Origin of the sequence: Streptosporangium sp. NPDC023615, from assembly GCF_040640155.1 — a bacterium.
Classification (GTDB): domain Bacteria; phylum Actinomycetota; class Actinomycetes; order Streptosporangiales; family Streptosporangiaceae; genus Streptosporangium.
In genome coordinates this window covers 16,977-34,561 of the sequence record NZ_JBFABE010000017.1, presented here as the reverse complement: position 1 = coordinate 34,561, position 17,585 = coordinate 16,977, and the positions used below count along the sequence as shown (strand labels likewise).

18 protein-coding genes are annotated in these 17,585 nt (G+C 73.4%); 7 read left to right on the top strand and 11 right to left on the bottom strand.

The genetic code is table 11. The features are described 5' to 3' along the window. Positions 1 to 45: 45 nt before the first annotated feature. The 4 genes from aroH to der all read left to right on the top strand — a co-directional run bounded on the left by aroH (position 46) and on the right by der (position 3,736). Complete coding sequence (aroH, locus tag AB0G16_RS15410; protein ID WP_362804659.1) at positions 46 to 405, top strand: chorismate mutase; 360 nt, start codon at positions 46 to 48, stop codon at positions 403 to 405. 34 nt (positions 406 to 439) lie between these two features. Next, positions 440 to 1,513 (top strand): prephenate dehydrogenase, encoded by a 1,074-nt coding sequence (locus tag AB0G16_RS15405; RefSeq protein ID WP_362804656.1) that lies wholly within the window; start codon positions 440 to 442, stop codon positions 1,511 to 1,513. Between the two features lie 127 nt (positions 1,514 to 1,640). Beyond that, a complete protein-coding gene (cmk, locus tag AB0G16_RS15400) occupies positions 1,641 to 2,297 on the top strand; it encodes a (d)CMP kinase (RefSeq protein WP_362804653.1) in 657 nt (218 codons plus the stop codon). Continuing rightward, complete coding sequence (gene der, locus AB0G16_RS15395) at positions 2,294 to 3,736, top strand: ribosome biogenesis GTPase Der (protein WP_362804650.1); 1,443 nt, start codon at positions 2,294 to 2,296, stop codon at positions 3,734 to 3,736. The genes cmk and der overlap by 4 nt, the downstream gene beginning before the upstream one ends. Before the next feature lie 96 nt (positions 3,737 to 3,832). Here the strand turns inward: der and AB0G16_RS15390 are convergent, their stop codons facing one another. Both AB0G16_RS15390 and AB0G16_RS15385 read right to left on the bottom strand, forming a co-directional pair. Then, positions 3,833 to 4,519, bottom strand: a complete 687-nt coding sequence (locus AB0G16_RS15390) for a response regulator transcription factor (RefSeq protein WP_362804647.1) — start codon at positions 4,517 to 4,519, stop codon at positions 3,833 to 3,835. Positions 4,520 to 4,524: 5 nt separating this feature from the next. Then, on the bottom strand, positions 4,525 to 5,523 hold the full coding sequence (locus AB0G16_RS15385; protein WP_362804645.1) for a histidine kinase: 999 nt from the start codon (positions 5,521 to 5,523) through the stop codon (positions 4,525 to 4,527). 173 nt (positions 5,524 to 5,696) lie between these two features. Here AB0G16_RS15385 and AB0G16_RS15380 point away from each other — a divergent pair, with 173 nt between their 5' ends. Together AB0G16_RS15380 and AB0G16_RS15375 are read left to right on the top strand one after the other, a co-directional pair. After that, entirely contained in the window at positions 5,697 to 6,041 is a 345-nt protein-coding gene (locus AB0G16_RS15380; protein WP_362804642.1) for a hypothetical protein, read from the top strand. A 34-nt stretch (positions 6,042 to 6,075) separates the two neighbouring features. Further along, positions 6,076 to 6,396: a hypothetical protein gene (locus AB0G16_RS15375; RefSeq protein ID WP_362804639.1), complete on the top strand. Its 321-nt coding sequence runs from the start codon at positions 6,076 to 6,078 to the stop codon at positions 6,394 to 6,396. 146 nt (positions 6,397 to 6,542) lie between these two features. Here AB0G16_RS15375 and AB0G16_RS15370 read toward each other — a convergent pair whose 3' ends face one another. Genes AB0G16_RS15370 through AB0G16_RS15360 form a run of 3 tightly spaced genes read right to left on the bottom strand, consistent with a single transcriptional unit; the run spans position 6,543 to position 9,579 of the window. Further along, positions 6,543 to 8,252, bottom strand: coding sequence for an MFS transporter (locus AB0G16_RS15370; RefSeq protein ID WP_362804636.1), 1,710 nt, complete (start codon positions 8,250 to 8,252; stop codon positions 6,543 to 6,545). A 2-nt stretch (positions 8,253 to 8,254) separates the two neighbouring features. After that, complete coding sequence (locus tag AB0G16_RS15365; protein WP_362804632.1) at positions 8,255 to 8,938, bottom strand: LppX_LprAFG lipoprotein; 684 nt, start codon at positions 8,936 to 8,938, stop codon at positions 8,255 to 8,257. A 59-nt stretch (positions 8,939 to 8,997) separates the two neighbouring features. Continuing rightward, positions 8,998 to 9,579, bottom strand: a complete 582-nt coding sequence (locus AB0G16_RS15360) for a MarR family transcriptional regulator (protein WP_362804629.1) — start codon at positions 9,577 to 9,579, stop codon at positions 8,998 to 9,000. Positions 9,580 to 9,725: 146 nt separating this feature from the next. Here AB0G16_RS15360 and AB0G16_RS15355 point away from each other — a divergent pair, with 146 nt between their 5' ends. Beyond that, positions 9,726 to 10,802 (top strand): cation diffusion facilitator family transporter, encoded by a 1,077-nt coding sequence (locus AB0G16_RS15355; protein WP_362804626.1) that lies wholly within the window; start codon positions 9,726 to 9,728, stop codon positions 10,800 to 10,802. Positions 10,803 to 10,829: 27 nt separating this feature from the next. On the opposite strand, the gene AB0G16_RS15350 is transcribed toward AB0G16_RS15355, so the two are convergent. The 6 genes from AB0G16_RS15350 to AB0G16_RS15325 form a co-directional block, all read right to left on the bottom strand. Next, positions 10,830 to 11,420, bottom strand: coding sequence for a hypothetical protein (locus AB0G16_RS15350; RefSeq protein ID WP_362804623.1), 591 nt, complete (start codon positions 11,418 to 11,420; stop codon positions 10,830 to 10,832). 337 nt (positions 11,421 to 11,757) lie between these two features. Further along, positions 11,758 to 13,128 (bottom strand): MCE family protein, encoded by a 1,371-nt coding sequence (locus AB0G16_RS15345; protein WP_362804620.1) that lies wholly within the window; start codon positions 13,126 to 13,128, stop codon positions 11,758 to 11,760. Further along, complete coding sequence (locus AB0G16_RS15340) at positions 13,125 to 14,270, bottom strand: MCE family protein (RefSeq protein WP_362804617.1); 1,146 nt, start codon at positions 14,268 to 14,270, stop codon at positions 13,125 to 13,127. Before AB0G16_RS15340 ends, AB0G16_RS15345 begins: the two co-directional genes overlap by 4 nt. After that, complete coding sequence (locus tag AB0G16_RS15335) at positions 14,243 to 15,274, bottom strand: MCE family protein (RefSeq protein WP_362804614.1); 1,032 nt, start codon at positions 15,272 to 15,274, stop codon at positions 14,243 to 14,245. Before AB0G16_RS15335 ends, AB0G16_RS15340 begins: the two co-directional genes overlap by 28 nt. 212 nt (positions 15,275 to 15,486) lie before the next feature. Next, positions 15,487 to 16,512, bottom strand: coding sequence for an MlaD family protein (locus AB0G16_RS15330; RefSeq protein WP_362804612.1), 1,026 nt, complete (start codon positions 16,510 to 16,512; stop codon positions 15,487 to 15,489). Positions 16,513 to 16,522: 10 nt separating this feature from the next. After that, positions 16,523 to 17,581: an MCE family protein gene (locus AB0G16_RS15325; protein ID WP_362804609.1), complete on the bottom strand. Its 1,059-nt coding sequence runs from the start codon at positions 17,579 to 17,581 to the stop codon at positions 16,523 to 16,525. Positions 17,582 to 17,585: the final 4 nt, after the last annotated feature.

Here is a 17,585-nt window from a genome sequence, read left to right as displayed (position 1 = left end):
CACCCCTCGGGGTGGTCCGGCGTGGGTCGATACGGAGGAACGGCGATGGTGCGGGCGATCCGCGGTGCGATCCAGGTCGAGGCCAACGACCGGGACGAGATCCTGTCCGGGGTCACCGAGCTGGTCAGCGAGGTGATGGGCCGGAACAGGCTCACCACCGACGACGTGATCAGCGTCATCTTCACGGCCACGACCGATCTCACCGCCGAGTTCCCCGCCCTCGCGGCCCGGAAGCTCGGTTTCCACGACGTCCCGCTGATCTGCGCCTCCGAGATCGACGTCCCGGGCGCGCTGCCCCGCGTTGTACGGCTGATGGCCCACGTCGACGTCGACCGGCCCCGCCACGAGATCCAGCACGTCTACCTGCGCGGCGCCGTCGCCCTGCGCGTGGACATCGCCCAGTGACCCCCTCGTGCGTCACCACCCCCGAGGAGCGCGCGTGAGCGGTCTCGAGAGCGTCCTGGTCGTCGGCACCGGGCTGATCGGCACCTCGATCGCCCTGGCCCTGCGCGACCAGGGCGTCACCGTCCACCTGGCCGACCGCGACGCCGCGTCCCTGCGGCTGGCGCGGGAGCTGGGCGCGGGCGTGGAGTGGGCCGAGGGGACGCGGGCGGACGTCGCGGTCATCGCGGTTCCGCCGCACGCGGTCGCGGAGCGGCTCGCCGCCCTCCAGAAGGCCGGCGCGGCCCGGTTCTACACCGACGTGGCCAGCGTCAAGGTGCTCCCGCTGGCCCAGGCCGCCGATCTCGGCTGCGACCTGACGACCTACGTGGCCGGGCACCCGCTCGCCGGCCGCGAGCGCTCCGGGCCCGCCGCGGCGCGGGCCGACCTGTTCCTCGGACGCCCGTGGGCGCTCTGCCCGGCCGAGGAGACCTCGCCCGACGCGCTGGAGATCATGTACGGGCTGGTCAAGCTCTGCGGCGGCGAGGCCGTCAGGATCGGCGCCGAGGAGCACGACCGGGCCGTCGCGGTCGTCTCGCACGCCCCGCACGTGACCGCCGCCGCGGTGGCCGCCCGTCTCGCGGGCGCCCCGGCCGCCGCGCTCGGCCTGGCCGGGCCGGGGGTACGGGACGTCACCCGCATCGCCGCGAGCGACCCGGCGCTGTGGACCGGCATCCTGTCGGGCAACGCGCTGCCGGTGGCCGAGGTGCTTGAGGCGGTGGCGGCCGACCTGGCCGCCGCGGCGGCCTCGCTGCGGGCGGCCGCCGACCCCGCCGCCATGGCGGCCGTCACCGAGCTGCTGCACCGCGGCGTCGCGGGCACCGGCCGGATCCCCGGCAAGCACGGCGGGCCCCAGCGGCCCTACTCCACCGTCCAGGTGATCATCGGAGACCGTCCCGGCGAGCTGGCCAGGCTCTTCAAGGTGGCCGAGGCGGTGGGCGTCAACATCGAGGACGTGCGCCTGGAGCACGCCCCGGGCCTGCCCCTGGGCGCCGCGGAGCTCTGGGTGCGGCCCGAGGCGGTGCCCGCGCTGAGCGAGGCCCTGCGCGCCCACGGCTGGCACCTTCCCTGAGGGAGCCCTCCCCGGGGACGTGATCGGCGTCGTCCCCGGCCGGCCCCGGCCGCTCGATGCGTGCTTCCTTCCCGGCTCCCGGTAGCCTCGTACGGACAACTGAAGCGGGCTGCAAGGGAGAGGCGTCGTGACCGGACTGGTCGTCGCCATGGACGGTCCTTCGGGATCGGGCAAGTCGAGCGCGTCACGAGGGGTGGCGCGGGCCCTTGGGCTGCGCTACCTCGATACCGGCGCGATGTACCGGGCGATCACCTGGTGGATGCTCCAGCGGGGTGTCGACCTCGCCGACCCGGGTGCGATCGCCTCCCTGGCGCTCGACCCGGTGCTCACGCTGGGCACCGACCCGGACGCCCCGGCGGTGGCGGTCGACGGCGTCGACGCCGCCGCGCCGATCCGTACCGCGGAGGTCACCGCGGCCGTCTCGGCGGTCAGCGCGGTGCCCGAGGTGCGGCGCCGCCTGGTGGCCGAGCAGCGTGAGATCATCGGTTCGGGCGGCATCGTCGTCGAGGGCCGTGACATCGGCACGGTCGTGGCGCCCGACGCCGCGGTCAAGATCTACCTGACCGCGAGCGCGGACGCCAGGGCGCTGCGCCGTACGGCGGAGCTGGCCGGCACCACGGTGGAGGCGCAGCGGGCCGCGATGGCCCGCCGCGACACCCTCGACTCGACCCGCGCGACGGACCCGCTGGCCAAGGCGGCCGACGCCGTCGAACTCGACACCACGGCGCTGAACCTCGAAGAGGTCGTCGCCGAAATACTGCGTGTGATTAAGGAAAAGGCGTGACCGGGGAATACGACGACGACAACGGCTGGATCGACGCGGAGCTCGCCGATTCAGGTACCGACGACAGCTCCAGGGGCCAGGGGCACGACGGGGACGAGGCGTACGACAACGCCCCGCAGCCGGTCGTGGCCGTGGTGGGCCGCCCCAACGTGGGCAAGTCCACCCTGGTCAACCGGATCATCGGCCGCCGCGAGGCGGTCGTGGAGGACGTGCCCGGGGTGACCCGCGACCGCGTCACCTACGACGCCACCTGGCGGGGGCGCCGCTTCACGGTGGTCGACACCGGAGGCTGGGACCCGGACGCGACCGGCATGGCACTGAAGATCGCCGAGCAGGCGCAGGTGGCCGCCGAGCTGGCCGACGTGATCCTGTTCGTGGTGGACGCCGTCGTGGGCGTGACCGACGCGGACGAGATCGTCGGCCACGTGCTGCGCGGGTCCGGCAAGCCGGTCATCCTCGCCGCCAACAAGGTCGACAACCAGCAGATGGAGCTGGAGGCCGCCGGCCTCTGGTCGCTGGGCCTGGGGGAGCCGCAGCCGGTCTCGGCGCTGCACGGCCGCTCCAGCGGCGACCTGCTGGACGTGATCCTGGAGAAGCTGCCCGAGACGCCGGAGCAGCGCTTCGGCGCCGAACGGGGCCCGCGCAGGGTCGCCCTGGTCGGCAAGCCCAACGTGGGCAAGTCCTCGCTGCTGAACAAGCTGGCCGGCTCCGAGCGCGTGCTGGTCGACCCGATGGCGGGTACCACCCGCGACCCGGTGGACGAGCTGGTCGAGCTCGGCGGCAAGACCTGGAGGTTCGTCGACACCGCCGGCATCCGGCGGCGCGACCGCGAGCTCAAGGGCGCCGACTTCTACGCGAGCATGCGTACCCGGGGGGCCCTGGAGCGCTCGGAGATCGCGGTGGTGCTCATCGACGCCAGCGAGGTGCTGACCGAGCAGGACCTGCGGATCATCTCGCTGGTGATCGAGTCCGGCCGGTGCATGGTCGTGGCGTTCAACAAGTGGGACCTGCTGGACGAGGACCGCCGCTACTACCTGGAGAAGGAGATCGACCGCCAGCTCGTCCGCGTGCCGTGGGCGCTGCGGGTCAACATCTCCGCCAAGAACGGCTGGCACGTCGACCGGCTCGTCCCGGCGATCGAGAAGGCGCTCGACTCCTGGTCGACCCGGGTGCCCACGGCCCGCCTGAACGCCTTCCTGACCGACCTGGTCGCGGCCACCCCGCCGCCGGTCCGCAGCGGCAAGCAGCCCAAGATCCTCTTCGCCACCCAGGCGTCGACGGAGCCGCCGAAGTTCGTGCTGTTCACCTCGGGCTTCCTGGAGGAGACCTACCGCCGCTTCATCGAGCGCCGGATCCGCGAGGAGTTCGGCTTCGCCGGCTCGCCCATCGAGGTCACCATGAAGATCCGGGAGAAGCGCCAGGGGCAGAAGAAGAAGTAGACGCCCCGTTCGCGGACGACCCGGCCCCGTGCCGGGGCGTCCGTCCTTTCGTCCCGGGCCCCGGGTCCCCGGCCGTCGCTGCCCGCCCCGGGGCCGTCAGGGTTCGATCAGGCCCGCCCGGATGGCGTACCGGGTGAGGTCGAGCCGGTCGCGCATGCCGAGCTTCTGCAGGATGTTGGCGCGGTGCCGGTCGACGGTCTTCACGCTGATGAACAGGATCTCGGCGATCCGCTTGGCCGGGTTGCCCTCGGCGATCAGCTTGACGATCTCCTCCTCGCGCGGGGTCAGGATGCTCTCCGGGATGCCCTGCCCCAGCCTGTCGCGCTGGAGGTAGTGCCGGATCAGGGCCGTCACGGCCCCCGGGTACAGGAACGGCTCGCCGCGCATGGCCGCCCTGCACGCCTCCAGCAGGTCGCGGTCGGCCACCGACTTCAGCACGTAGCCCGACGCCCCGGCCTTGAGCGCCTCGAAGAAGTACTGCTCGTTGTCGTACATCGACAGGATCAGCAGCCGGATCCCCGGCGCCCGCCGTGAGATCTCCCGGGCCGCCTGCAGGCCGGTCATGCGGGGCATCGCGATGTCGAGGATCGCCAGGTCGACCTCTCCGGGCACGGCCGCCTCCACCGCCTCGGCGCCGTTGGAGGCCTCGGCCACCACGGTCAGGTCCGGTTCGGCGTCCAGGATCAGCCGCACCCCGCGGCGGACCAGCGCGTGGTCGTCGGCCAGCAGGATCCTGGTGGGGGACGCCGCGTCCGCGGGGCCCGAGGGGCTCGCTGGGCTCACGGGGTTCACGGGGCCTTCCCGGTGCCGGTCGGTACGGTGAGGCGGACGTCGGTGCCGCCGCCCGGCGGTGAGACCACGCTCAGGCGGGCGCCGATGAGCAGGGCGCGCTCCCGCATCCCGCGCATCCCCGCCCCCTCGTCGATCGCACCGCCCCGTCCGTCGTCGCTGATGCGCAGTTCCAGGCCGCCGGGCCGGGCGGTCAGCGACAGCTCGACGCGGGAGGCCCGGGCGTGCCTGGCCGCGTTGGTCAGGCCCTCCTGGGCGATGCGGTAGAGGACCAGTTCGACGTCCTCGCTCAACGACGGCAGATCGGTGTCGATCCTGCGCGTCACGGGAACCCCGCTGCCCTGGGAGAAGTCGGCGCTCAGCGCGTTGAGGGCGCTGTGCAGGCCGAGATCCTCCAGGACGCCCGGGCGCAGGCGGCGAGCGACCTGCCCCACCTCGTCCAGGCTCGCGCGGACGCTCTCCTGCACCCCGTGAAGCTCCTCGCGCAGGTCTTCGGGGGCGCGGTCGGCGACGTGCTTGAGGTTGAGCAGGACCACGGTGAGGCTCTGGCCGATCTCGTCGTGGAGCTCGCGGGCGATGCGGCGCCGCTCCCCCTCCTGGGCGGCCAGGGCGTGGGCGGCGCTGGCGCTGCGTTCGGCCTCCAGGCGGTCCAGCATCGCGTTGAAGGTGTCGATCAGGTGGTCCAGGTCGCGGTTGCCGCCGCTGGGCAGCCGGTCCAGGGGGTGCATCAGGTCGACCCGCTGCATCAGCGTCGTGAGCGCGTCGAGCGGGGCCAGGCCGGTGCGCAGGAGCACGGCGTTGGCCGTCAGCATCAGCGCCAGGCCGATCGTGAGCACCGGGATCTCGGTCAGGAGCAGCGGTGAGGACACGGTGGCGGGGGAGAGGGCGAGCACCAGGGTGCCGACCGTGAAGACCAGCCCGTTGATCGCGAACAACCGCCTGAACAGGACCCGCCCCGGACTGCGCGCTCCTGCCCCCCGGTGGGTGCGCTCTGTCATCCCACCATCCTCTCGTCGATGCCGCCGGTCCGTCCATGCGGGGTGCCACCCATCTTCGCCTGTCCGTTCCTGCACCTTCCGCCCCCGCACAGATGGGTGCTGGACCCGATGGTCGCCGGGGGGCGGGGGCGATGTAATGGGAGGACCCCGAGCACCGGAAGGCGGAGAGGGCGATGGGTACGAGCGATGTCGGCGTTCTGTGGCTGGACGCCGTCACCCGTGACGGCGTCACGATCACTGTGAACGCGGCGGCCCGGACCGCCGTCGTCGACCCCGAGGCGCACGCCTCCTACCCGGGCGCGCCGGGGGCCGCGGTCCTGGCCGCCGTCGAGGCGGAGATCCGCGCCTACGTGGGAAGACACGACCTGTCCCGGCTGTCCGGCCGGGGCGACCTCCTGCGAGGCCCCGGCGACGGGACCCTCCGCTGGGGAGTGGAGGTGACGCTCGTGGCACTCACCCTCGTCAAGGCGCGGCGCCGGAAGGACCTGATCCGATGGGCGGAACGGCTCGCGTCATGACGTAGGCCTCGAGTGGAAGGAAGTGATCATCGATATGGACGTCACACGCACGACCGTGCCCGGCACGGGGACCCTGGTCCACCTCGCCACCCGGGAAGGCCAGAGCCTGGCCGTCCTGGTGGAGCGCGAGGGCGTCAGGCGGCTCCTGGTGTACGGCCAGGGTGACGAGCCGTCGCAGACCGTCACCCTGCAGCCGGACGAGGCCGACCAGCTCGCTCAGGTCCTGCACACCCGGTCGGTGGACGACAGGCTCGCCACCCTCGAACGGCGGATGGCCGTCATCACGAGGACCGCGCAGGCGGCGCATGCCAGGCGGGCGGTGCGGACCGCGGGAGTCGCGCGGGGGGTGCCGTGAGCACACCGTCCGCGGTACGCCACCTCACCCGGTGGCACCCGGTGGCACCCGGTGGGAAGGTGCCGCGCGAGCGCGGGGCTTCGCGGTCGGCCTCCCGGCGGTCGCCGTGCGTGACCCCGTCGCGAAGGCCGTACGGGTGACGGTGATCAGCCGCCTGCCCGGGGACGGTCCGTGGCCGCCGTGACGGAGGCGCGCCGGGCGCGCGGCAGCAGCAGCGCGACCAGCGCGCCCACCCCGCACAGCACGGCGGTGATGAGGAAGATCTCGCTGTACTCGGTGTGCAGCGCCGCCTTGATCGCCCTTTGGTACTCGGCCAGCCGGGTGGCGTAGACGGCCGGGTCCACCCCGAACGGCAGGGGCGTGTCGAGGTCGGCGGTGAGGAACTGGAAGCGGTGGAAACCCCACGCCGACAGGGCCGCGACGCCGAGCAGCATGCCCATCATCCTGGCCACGACCACCGCCGCCGACGCCACCCCGTGCTGGGCGGCGGGGACGGCGCGCAGCACCGCCGAGGAGATCGGCGCGATCACCACGCCGAGCCCCAGACCGGCCAGGACGAGGTCGGCGTCCATCCGGTACCCGGCCGACGCCAGGTCCAGCGGCCACTGGCCGATCCGCACGTACGCGACGGTGGCCACCACCAGCCCGGCCACGCACACCGCGCGCTCGCCGTAGCGGCGGGACGCGAACCCGCCGGCCACGGCGGCGACGGAGAGCGCGATCAGGAAGCGCGAGAGCACCAGGGCGCCGTCGAGGGCGGGCAGGTTCAGCAGCGTCTGCGCCGACAGCTGCACGTCGACCAGGGTGACCAGCAGCGCCGCGCCGGTCACGAAGGCGACCCCGAGCGTGGCGAAGAACGGGCCGCGCAACGCCCCGGTCAGGTCGATCAGCCGGGTCCGGGCGCGCGTCTCCCAGACGGCGAACGCGACGCCGGCCACCACCCCGGCCACGACGCAGGGCAGGCCCCAGGGGGGAAGGACCGCCCCGCCCGGATCGGGGTTGTACAGGCCGACCACCAGCAGGCCCAGCGCGAGCGCGAGCAGCAGGCCGCCGACGACGTCGACGCGCGCACCCCGATCACCCCGATCACCCCGGGCACCCCGGGCGCCCCCGCCGTGGTCCTCGCGGGCACCTCGGCCACCGCGGCCACCGTGGCTGTCGGGGTCGCCGGCGTCACCGGGGCCGCCGGGCCCTTCACGGCCCTCACGGGCCCGGTCCCGGTCCCGGTCGGGCGGCGGCACCGAACGCTGTACGGCGATCGCGGCCAGGGCCACCAGCGGCAGGTTCAGCCAGAAGATCGACCGCCAGCCGCCGAACTGCACGCCGCCGAACCGGAGGGTGGCCGGGACCAGTGCGGCCAGCGCGGCCCCGTACAGCGGGCCCAGCACGCTGCCGAGCTCCTGGGCCGATCCCACCACGCCGAGCGCCACCGGGCGCTCGTCCTCGTCCCACAGGTCCCCGACCAGCGCCATGGTGATCGGCAGCAGCGCGCCGCCCGCGACGCCCTGCAGGGCGCGCCCGGCGACCAGCCAGGGCACGCTCTCACCCAGCGCGGTGACGACCGAGCCCGCGGCGAAGCCCGCCAGGCAGAGCTGGATGAGGGGACGCCTGCCGTACCGGTCGGAGAGCCGGCCGAGCAGGGGCATGGCCGCGATGTACCCGAGCAGGAAGCCGGTGACGATGGGGGTGGCCCGCTCCAGGTGGTTGAGCGGGACGTCGACGTCCCTGGCGATGTCGACGAGGACGGTGACCACGACGTACGCGTCCAGGGCGGCCAGCAGCACGGCGGTGCCGCCGACGCCGAGGGCGACCCGCCGCCTGCCTGCGGAGCGGTCCCCGGGACCGGGGCGCGACACGGTCACTCCGCCGGGGCGGTGATCTGGACCGGTACGTCGTAGTCGCCGAAGGTCACGATCACCTTGCCCCCGGTCAGCGGCAGGTCCGCCTTGAGCAGGCGGCCGGTGGCCTTGTCGATCCAGAGCGTGGCGTCGACGTTCTGCGCGATCCCGGGCACCATCGTGGCGAGGACCTGCTGGGAGAGGGTGGCGGTGACGCGGTAGGTCACGGCGCCGTCCAGGGTCTCCGCCGCCTGGGTCTTCGGGTTCACCGCGGTGGTCAGCAGCCGCACGACGCCCCGTTCCGGGTCGAGGATGGCGGACGGGTCGTAGATCGACGCGAGCTGGCTCCGCGACATCTTCTGGAAGCCGCCGGTCACGCCCTTGAAGTGGACGGTCTCCCCGATCAGCACGAAGGTGATCTCCTGCAGGCTGCCCAGCACGTCGACCTGGATGGTGCCGTCGGCGTCACCGGCCCCGGTGAGACGGCCGGAGGCCTTCTTGACCTGCACCGGAGGCGTGCCCTCGGTGTCCATCGCGAAGGCGAGGGATTTGGCGGCACGCGCCGTCTCCGCGGATTTCCCGACCAGTTCGGGGCCGCTGGGAAGGGGCGCCGCCGTACCGGTGGGGGCGCCTCCTCCGCTGCACGCGGCGACCAGGAGGAGGGCGGCGATCACCGCGGCGATGAGGATCCGGCGAGCAGGCATGGCCGGATCGTAGCCACCTCCCGGTCTACCGGCGGAGAACGGGGGGTATCGGTTTCGCGTCAGCGAATGTCCTTGAGGTGCCTGACCACCGGCGCGTACGCCCTCTCCAGCTCCACGAGCTGGTCGTCGGTGAGCAGGTCGATGAAGTGCCGGCGCACGCTGCCCACGTGGTGCGGCGCGACCTTGCGGATGGTGGCCCAGCCGTGCTCGGTGAGGACGGCGAAGGTGCCGCGCCGGTCGTCGGTGCACGTCTCCCTGGCGACCAGGCCGGCGCTCTCCATCCGGGAGATCTGGTGGGACAGGCGGCTGCGGGACTGGATCGTGGCCTCGGCCAGATCGCTCATCCGCATCCGACGATCGGTGATCTCCGACAGGTTCACCAGGATCTCGTAGTCGTTCAACGAGAGGCCGAAGGGCTGGAGCTCCCGGTCGAGGCGGTGTTCGAGGAGTTTGTGTGCGGCCAGGTGGGCGCGCCAGGCTCGTTGCTCGATCGGGGAAAGCCAGTGGACCTCCTCGTCGTCCACGGGTCGCTCACCCCTCTCGCTCACCGCGCCCGAGGCTCCGGTGGTCTCGGTGCCCCCGGTGGTGCCGTCCCCCGACCGACCACTCCGCTCGCCGGACGAGGCTTGCTTCACGGTCATAGATCAGAATCTACCTCACAGGACGCCGGTCTTTCGTGGTGGCGGACATGGTGTTCCGGCCGCCCGTCGGGCAGGGACGGGGCTGGGCTCCGTACCTGCCCGGTGCCGCCGCCGGGCAGGTCACCGGGCGCACGTAGTGTGACCGCATGGAGGAGCAGGCGGCGACGGGGACGGGCACCGGCGGAACGGGCGCCGGTGCGAAGACGGAGGCCGACGGGATGGGCGCGGGTGGGACGGGCGCCGGTGCGGGGACGGGCGGCGGTGCGGCGTCGGAGAGCCTGACCACGGTGATCGTGGCGGGCCTGGCCAACCTGGCGATCGCCGTCGCCAAGCTGGTCGCCGGTCTGGTCGGCGGCTCCTCGGCGATGCTGTCCGAGGCGGCGCACTCCGCCGCCGACACCGTCACCGAGGCGCTGCTGTACGTCGCGGTGCGCAGGGGCGGGCAGCCCGCCGACGTACGGCACCCGTTCGGGCACGGCAGGGCGGGATTCTTCTGGGGACTGATGGCGGCCTTCGCCACGCTCGTCGGCGGGGCCGGGTTCTCCATCACCCACGGCGTTCACGAGATCGCCGCGGGCGAGAGGCTCACCGATCTGACGCTCTCGTACGCGGTCCTCGCGGTCTCGTTCGCGGTCGAGGGGGTCTCCTTCCTCAGGGCCCTGTCGCAGGTGCGCGCGGAGGCGCGCCGGTACGCGGTGAGTCCCCGGCGCTACGTCACCAAGACCTCCGACACCGCGCTGAAGGCCGTGCTCTTCGAGGACGCCGCGGCCCTGGCCGGGCTGCTGATCGCCGGAGCGGGCCTGCTGGCCGCCGAGCTGACCGGCTCGTCCGTCTGGGACGGGGCCGCCTCCGTGGTGATCGGCCTGCTGCTCCTGTGGGTCGCGGTCAACCTCATCCGGACCAACGTCTCGCTGTTGATCGGCCAGGCCGCGCCCGCGTCGATCGCCGAGCGGATCGGCCAGGAGATCCAGGCCATGCCCGAGGTCGAGAACGTGGCGGAGCTGCTGACCATGATGATGGGCCCCGGCGAGATCCTGGTCGCGGCCCGGATCGACTTCGTGGACGAGACCACCGGGGCGAGCCTGGAGCTGGCCGCCGACCGGGTGGAGGGCACGCTCAAGGAACGGTTCCCGCAGATCGTGCAGGTGTTCCTGGACCCCACCCCCGGCCTGGGCACCCGGGGCGGGGGAGCGCGGGACCCGGGAGATCGCGACCGGGGATGACGGGCCGGGAGCGGCGACGGCCCGGCGTCAACCGCTCTTCCTCCCGTTCGGGGACGGGGAGGGGGACGGCTCCACGGGATCGCCGTCCGGATCGGTGATCAGCTCCTCGGCCGCGCCCATCACCGTCGCCGCGTTCACCTTCCACAGGCCCTCCGTCTTGATCAGGGCGAGCTCCATGTACGTGCCGAGCATGCGCCGGGTTCCCGCGGTACTCGTGACCTGGGAGTCGACGACCGTCACCGCCTTCGCCCTGCCCTCGGCCACGTCGGAGACGTAGACGCCGCGGATCGAGGCGGACGAGCTGGCCCGCATCGAGGTGATCACACCCTCCAGGGGACTGAAGGCCTCCTCGTAGGTCCTCTCGAAGTCCTCACCGGAGATGGCGAAGACCCGGTCGCGGTAGGTCTGGAGGTCGCCGTGGTCGTAGGTCTGCAGCGCCACGGCGAACTCGCCCGCCCGCGCCGACACCGCCGCGCGCTCGGCCTTCTCCTCGGCGAGCCGGTCGGCGGCCTGCCACTGCAGGACCGCGACGGTCGCGGTCGCCGCGAACATCATGGCCGCCAGGGCTCCGGCCACCCTGCCGCGCCACGTCCCGCCCCCCCTCCGGGGACGGTCCACCGCGTCGTCCGCGTCGTCCGCGTCGTCTGTGGCCTTCGTGGCCTTCGTGGCCTTCGCGAGGGTGTCGCCGGGTGTATCGGTGGCCGTCCCATCTGTCCCATCCGCCTCTCCGTCTCCCTTTCCCTCTCCCTCTTCGTCTTCATCCCGGTCTCGGTCTCCGGCTCCGGCCCGCCCCGCCTGCTCGCCGGAAGCGGCATCGGGCCGTGGGAGGGAAGCCGCGCCGCGTTCGGGAACCGGGGGGACGCCGGCCGCCGGGTCCGGGGGGGACGGTGGCGGGACGTCCTCCGCGGTGTCGCGCTGGAGCCGTTCCGGCGGGTGGGGGCTGGGACTCACGGGATCACTCCTGTCCGCGGCGGCGGGAGGCACGGTCGACGGCGATCCAGCCGAGCACGCCGCCGGAGAGGACGACGGCGACGAAGATCGCGACGATGAAGGGGGTCATGTCCTGCGTGGAGGCCGGTGCCCCGCCGGTCTCCCCGGCCGTCCCGGTCTCCCCGTCGCCGCCCGCCTCGCCGTCCCGGTCCTCCCCGGGTCCCGGCGTCGCATCGTCCGGACCAGGCGTCTCGTCGGCGTCGGCGTCGGCGTCCGAGCCCGGGTCGGCATCGGTACCGGCCTCGTCGGCGGGCGCCCTCCCGTCCTCACCGGCCGGCACCCGGTTCCCCGGCTCCTTCGGACAGGCGCGGAGCGCGGGGACCGCCGGGGGAGCCAGCGGGCCGCGGTACTCCTGCGGGACCCTGGGACCTCCCGGGACGCTGAAGACGAACGTGGCCTTGCCGTACACGCCGTCGGCCCGCCGGTCGGTCACGTCGGCGAGCAGGGCCTGGGCGGTGGGCACGTTGCGCAGCAGACGGCCGACGTTGTCGCGGGTACGGGCGGTGAACAGCGTGCCGGGCCTGGTGCCCACGGCGGTAAGCGCGCACGACAGGCCGGGGCGGGCGGTGGTGAGCAGGTGGTCGACCTGCCGGAAGAACCCCGGCCCGTGGTCGAGGAAGGCGTTCAGCCGCGCGCGTGACTCGCGGACCGCCCGGGTGACGTCCGCCAGGTCGTCCACCCCCGCGGCCAGCTTCTCGCGCCTGCCCGCCAGGGTGCCGGTGAGCCGGGTGAGCTCCACCGACAGCTCGTCGAGCAGGTCGGCGTTGTCGGCGAGGGTCCCGGTGAGATCGTGCGCGTTGTCGACGATCTCCCGGATCGAACCGGTCCGCCCGTCCAGGCCGGTCGCCAGTTCGTGCACGATGGTCCGGGCGTCCTGGGGCGGCACCGCGTTGAGCAGCCTGCCGACGCCGTCGAAGAGCCTGCGGTAGTCGAGCGGCACCGAGGTGCTGGCCAGCGGGACGGTGGCCCCCGCGGCGAGGGTGGCACCCCCGGACCCTCCCCGGGGCGGGGAGAGCTCCACGTACGGCTCGCCGATGGCGGACTTGCGGCGGACCTCGGCGGTGAGGCCGCGCGGCAGCGACACGCCCCGGTCGATGTCGAGCGCGACCACGATCTTGCCCGGCGCCAGCCGGACCCCGTCGATCCGGCCCACCCGCACGCCGAGGTAGGCCACGTCGAACCCCTCCACCAGGCCGGGGGAGGAGAGGAACTCGGCGTTGATCCGGTACGGCCGCTCGATGACGTCCAGCTTGATGATGGTGGTGAACGCCCACACGGTCATCACGACGCCGAGCAGCGCGAAGAAGCCGAGGTTGATCCAGATGCGGCGCTTCATCGCGGCGGCTCCAGCAGCAGGCGGAAGTCGTCCACGGAGTTGGGCAGGCGCGCCCGCTCGCTCTTCCTCGGTTTGGGCAGCAGCAGCCCCTTGAGCCACACGAAGATCAGTAACTGGCCGTTCACCACGATCGGCGGCAGGTCCATGAACCTCTGCACCCGGCCCACCAGTGTCTTCAGGTCCTCCCCGCCGCGGACCATCGAGGCGGAGACCGCGTCGAGCTCGCGCAGCAGGGTGCGGAGCCGTGCCCCGTGCCGGGGGTAGAGCGTGTCGTTGACCTCGCGGGCCAGCGCGGTGAGCTCCCGGAGGGTCTTCTTCACGTGTCCGCGGCCGTGGTTCAGCCGGGCGGTGGCGTCGGCGAGCGTGCCGGGCAGCCGGTCCAGCTCGGCGGTGCCCCTGGCCAGATCGTCGCCGAGCTCGGCCAGGCCGTCGATGGTGCGGGCCAGGTCCCGGCGTGACCGCGCGTAGGCGGCGGTGACGTCGCTCGTCTGCCGCAGCAGCCGGTTGAGGTCCTCGCCCTTGCCGCCGACGCCCGTCGCCAGCGCGTCCAGGAGGGCGTTCACGTCCTGGGCGCCCAGCGCGTCGATGAGCGGCCCGGCCCGCGCGGTGACCTGCTCGATGTCGGGCCTCACCGACGTCACGGCGATCGCCGCGCCGTCGCCGAGGAACGGCCCGGTGGTCATGTCCCTGCCCTCGGGCAGGTCCAGCTCGACGTAGTTCTCGCCGAGGATCGAGGTCTTGGCGATGACGGCGGCGGTGCCCTCGGGCACCCGGTTGCCGTCCTCGACGGACATGGTGACCCGGGCGCGGTACCCGTCCAGCCGGATGTCGGTGACGCTGCCCACCCGCACGTCGGCCACCTGCACGCTGTGCCCGGCCACCAGGCTCTGCACGTCGTCGAAGGTCGCGGTCAGGGTGAGCTCGCCGGTCGGCGCCCCCATCGTCTGCAGGCTGCACGCCGCCGTCAGGCAGAGCGCGGTCAGGGCGGCCACCCCGCGCGCCCACGTCCCGCCCCGGCGCCGGGTTCCCCGCCGCCCCCGGATCTCCGGCTCCCCGGCTCCCCGCTCCCCGGCTCCCCGGCTCCCGTCCCGCCGTACCCGGCCCTCCGCGCCCATCAGCGGCCCCTCCCGGCGCGCTGCCACGGGCAGTCGCTCAGCTCTCCCGGCAGGCACGGCACCCTGCCCAGGCCGAGCGAGTCGAACAGCGGGGTCAGCCAGGCCCGGGTCATGGCGTTGAGCACCAGGCGGATCTTCAGCAGGTGGTGCTCCCGGTCCCACGACATGATCAGGTTGTCGGTGAACCTCCGGGCGCCCGTGATGGCGTCGGCCGCCGACCGGCTGTTGACCTTGAGGGTCAGCACCAGCTCGGCGAGGTCGGCCACCCCCCGGGGCAGCCGCTCCTGGTAGGCCTCGATCAGCACGTCACCGCGCTGGACGAGGTCCGCGAGGCCGGTGATGAAGCTCTTCATCCGCCGCCGTTCCTCGGCCAGGGCCGCGCTCGCCTCGGCGAAGGCGTCGATCGTGGTCTTCACCTGGGCCTCGCGGCGGTTGAGGCCGGAGGCGATCCGGTTCAGGCCCTCGGCCAGCTCGACGAGCTGCTCGTCCTGCCCGGCGAGGGTACGGGTCAGGGAGGCGGCGTCGCCGAGCGCGCGGTTGATCTGCTCGCCGCGCCCCCTGACCGTGTCGGCGAGGTTCCCGGCCACGTCGCCCATCCGGTCGGTGTCGAGGGCGTCGGTGAGCGTGGTGAACGCCTCCAGGGCGTCGTCGATCTCCACCGGCAGGTCGGTCCGCTCCAGCGGGATCACCGCACCGGGGGCGATCCTGGGCTTTCCGGGCGTCCAGGGCGGGTGGAGCACCACGTTCCGCTCGCCCAGCGTGTTCTGGGCGGCCACCACCGCGTTGACCCCGGCGGGCAGCGGCACCCGACCGTCGATCAGCAGGTCGGCCCGGACCCTGTCCCCCTCGGCGCCTCTTTCGACGGTGAGCCTCTCCACCGTCCCGGCGTCCAGGCCCAGGACCTTGACCTTGGCCTGCTCGTACAGCGAGGGCGCCGCCGCGAAGTAGACGGTCAGCCGGTAGGAGGGCATCCTGCCCGGCAGCGGTGGGCAGCCCCCGAGGGCGAAGGGCAGGAGGCCCGCGAGCAGCACGGCGACGACCCGGGCGCGCGTCCCGCGGAGCGGCGAACGGTGAGGCGGGCCCTCCGCGCCCCGCCGTGCCCCCGACCACGACCCCTGCCCCGCGCCCCGCCGGGATTTCCGCCGCGACCCGTCCGATGGTCCGTCCGATGGTCCGTCCGGTGCTCCGTCCGGTGTTCCGGGCGGTGTTCCGGGCGGGGACCCGCGCCGCGTCCCGTGTGGTGTCATCGCTTCTTCCTGTCCTTGCGGATGGCGCCGAGCACCTCGGGGTTGATCGGCCCCAGCCCGGTGGCGATGGCCTCCACCCACGGCCCCTGGCCGCCCGCCCTGGCCAGTCCCGAGAAGGTGGGGCCGACCCAGGCGAGGACCGAGTTGAGGTTCCGGCCGCTGGTGGAGCCGAGGCGTCCGGCCACGGCCGTCACGTCGTCGACCACCCTGATCAGGTCCCGCTCGTGCCGGGTGACCAGGGTGGTGATGCCGTCGACCAGGTCGCTGCCGTCGCCCAGCAGGACCCTCAGCTCGTCGCGGCGCGAGCGCAGCTCGTCCAGCAGGATCTCGATGGAGTCGATCAGGCGGCCGACCTGCGCGTCCTTCTTCTCCAGCACGTCCATGACCTTGTTGCCGTTCTCCAGCAGCCGCCGCAGCTCCGGCTCGCTCTCGCTGATGATCTCCGACAGCTCGCCGATGTCGTCCAGGAGCCTGGCGACCCGGCCCTCCCGGGCGGGCTTGAGCTCCGCCAGCTCGCGCAGCAGCCTGTCGACCGCCTCGGTGTCGAGGCGCTGCGCCAGCCGGGTGGCGTCCTTGAGCGCGTCGGTGATCAGCACCGGGGTGCTCGTCCGCGCCATCGGGATCACCCGCCGCTCCTCGGGCAGCTCGTCCATGTACGGGCGGACGACCGGCCCGGTGAGCCTGACGTAGCGCCCGCCCAGCAGGTTGGACAGGGTGATCTCGGCCCTGGTCTGCGGGCCGAGCCTGATCCCGTCGTCGACCTTCCAGGTCACCACGACCTGCCCGCGCGCGTAGTCGGCGCGCACGTCGGTGACCTTGCCGACCGCCACCCCCGCCACCCGGACGTCGTTGCCGGACCGCAGCCCGGCCGAGTCGGCCAGCACCGCCGACATCGTGTAGCCGCCCTCGAACACCCCCAGGTTGCCGACCAGGAAGGTGGCGACGAGCACGGCGGCCAGGACGGTCATCGAGACCAGGCCGACGGCGGTCCGGTTCCGGTCGCGGAACGACTTGAGCGCCATCACGACCCCATCACGACCCCACCAGGACCCGGCGCAGGTCACCGGTGTCGGTGAGCCGCAGGCCGCCGCGCAACGGCGGCGGGGCGTTCATCGGGTAGGGGCACGGCAGCGGCCCCAGTGCCAGGCAGGGCACCGCCGTGGTGACGAAGTGCCCCCGGCCGGTCACCTGGAACGAGCGCCGCAGCGGCGGGGTGAGCGTGCCCAGCAGCCTCTCGACGGCGGCGACGTTGCGCCGGACGCCGCCGGTGAGCCCGGCCAGGCGCTCCACCACGCGGCCCAGTTCCCGGGCGTTCGCGCCGAGCACCCGGTCACCGGTCCGCACGCTCGCCGAGAGCTCCACCAGCGCGTCGTCGACCAGTTCGCGGTTGCGGGCGAACGCGCCGGTCAGCGCGACGAGGTTGTCGACCAGGCGGGCGATCTGCCGGTCCCTGCGGGCCACGACGCCGGTCACGGTGGCGTAGTCCTCCAGCAGCCCCTGGATGATCCTCCTGCGCTCGGCGATCGTGCCGGTCAGCCGGCCCAGGTCGTCGACCAGCCGGGGGATGTTCTCCTGGTTGCCGTCCAGCGCCTCCCCGGCCGCGGTCAGCAGCCGGTTGATCTGCTCGGGGTCGAGGCTGCGGGTGAGCGGGCCGAGGTCGCCGACGAGCTCGCCGATGTCCACGACCGAGGTCGTCCGCGCCACGCGGGCGCCGTCGGCGAGCATGTCCCCGGCGGTGCCCGGCTCCAGGTAGACGACCCGCTGCCCGACCGTGTCGCGCCAGCGGATCGAGGCGGCGCTGTCGGAGGGCACCCGCACGTCGGTCCGCACGCCGAGCGTGACCCGGGCCCGGCCGTCGACCACCTCGATCGACTCGACCTGCCCGACGGGCGCGCCCGCGATCTTCACCTGGTCCCCGGCACGCAGACCGGAGACGTCGTCGAAGACCGCCGCGAGGCGGTAGGTCTCACCCACGCTCACCCGGGCGATCTGGGCGCCGATGAGCACGATCAGCGTTCCCGTCACCAGCAGGAACACGGCGAACTTGGCCAGCGTCCAGCGGCGCCGCGTCCTGTCCGCCGACCCGGCCACGCCC

Excerpts from the sequence above, each read along its gene's own strand:
- aroH (WP_362804659.1), top strand. The coding sequence starts at position 46 with ATGGTGCGGGCGATCCGCGGTGCGATCCAGGTCGAGGCCAACGACCGG.
- AB0G16_RS15385 (WP_362804645.1), bottom strand. The coding sequence starts at position 5,523 with ATGACAGAGCGCACCCACCGGGGGGCAGGAGCGCGCAGTCCGGGGCGG.
- AB0G16_RS15380 (WP_362804642.1), top strand. The coding sequence starts at position 5,697 with ATGGGTACGAGCGATGTCGGCGTTCTGTGGCTGGACGCCGTCACCCGT.
- AB0G16_RS15375 (WP_362804639.1), top strand. The coding sequence starts at position 6,076 with ATGGACGTCACACGCACGACCGTGCCCGGCACGGGGACCCTGGTCCAC.
- AB0G16_RS15365 (WP_362804632.1), bottom strand. The coding sequence starts at position 8,938 with ATGCCTGCTCGCCGGATCCTCATCGCCGCGGTGATCGCCGCCCTCCTC.
- AB0G16_RS15360 (WP_362804629.1), bottom strand. The coding sequence starts at position 9,579 with ATGACCGTGAAGCAAGCCTCGTCCGGCGAGCGGAGTGGTCGGTCGGGG.
- AB0G16_RS15355 (WP_362804626.1), top strand. The coding sequence starts at position 9,726 with ATGGAGGAGCAGGCGGCGACGGGGACGGGCACCGGCGGAACGGGCGCC.
- AB0G16_RS15345 (WP_362804620.1), bottom strand. The coding sequence starts at position 13,128 with ATGAAGCGCCGCATCTGGATCAACCTCGGCTTCTTCGCGCTGCTCGGC.
- AB0G16_RS15330 (WP_362804612.1), bottom strand. The coding sequence starts at position 16,512 with ATGGCGCTCAAGTCGTTCCGCGACCGGAACCGGACCGCCGTCGGCCTG.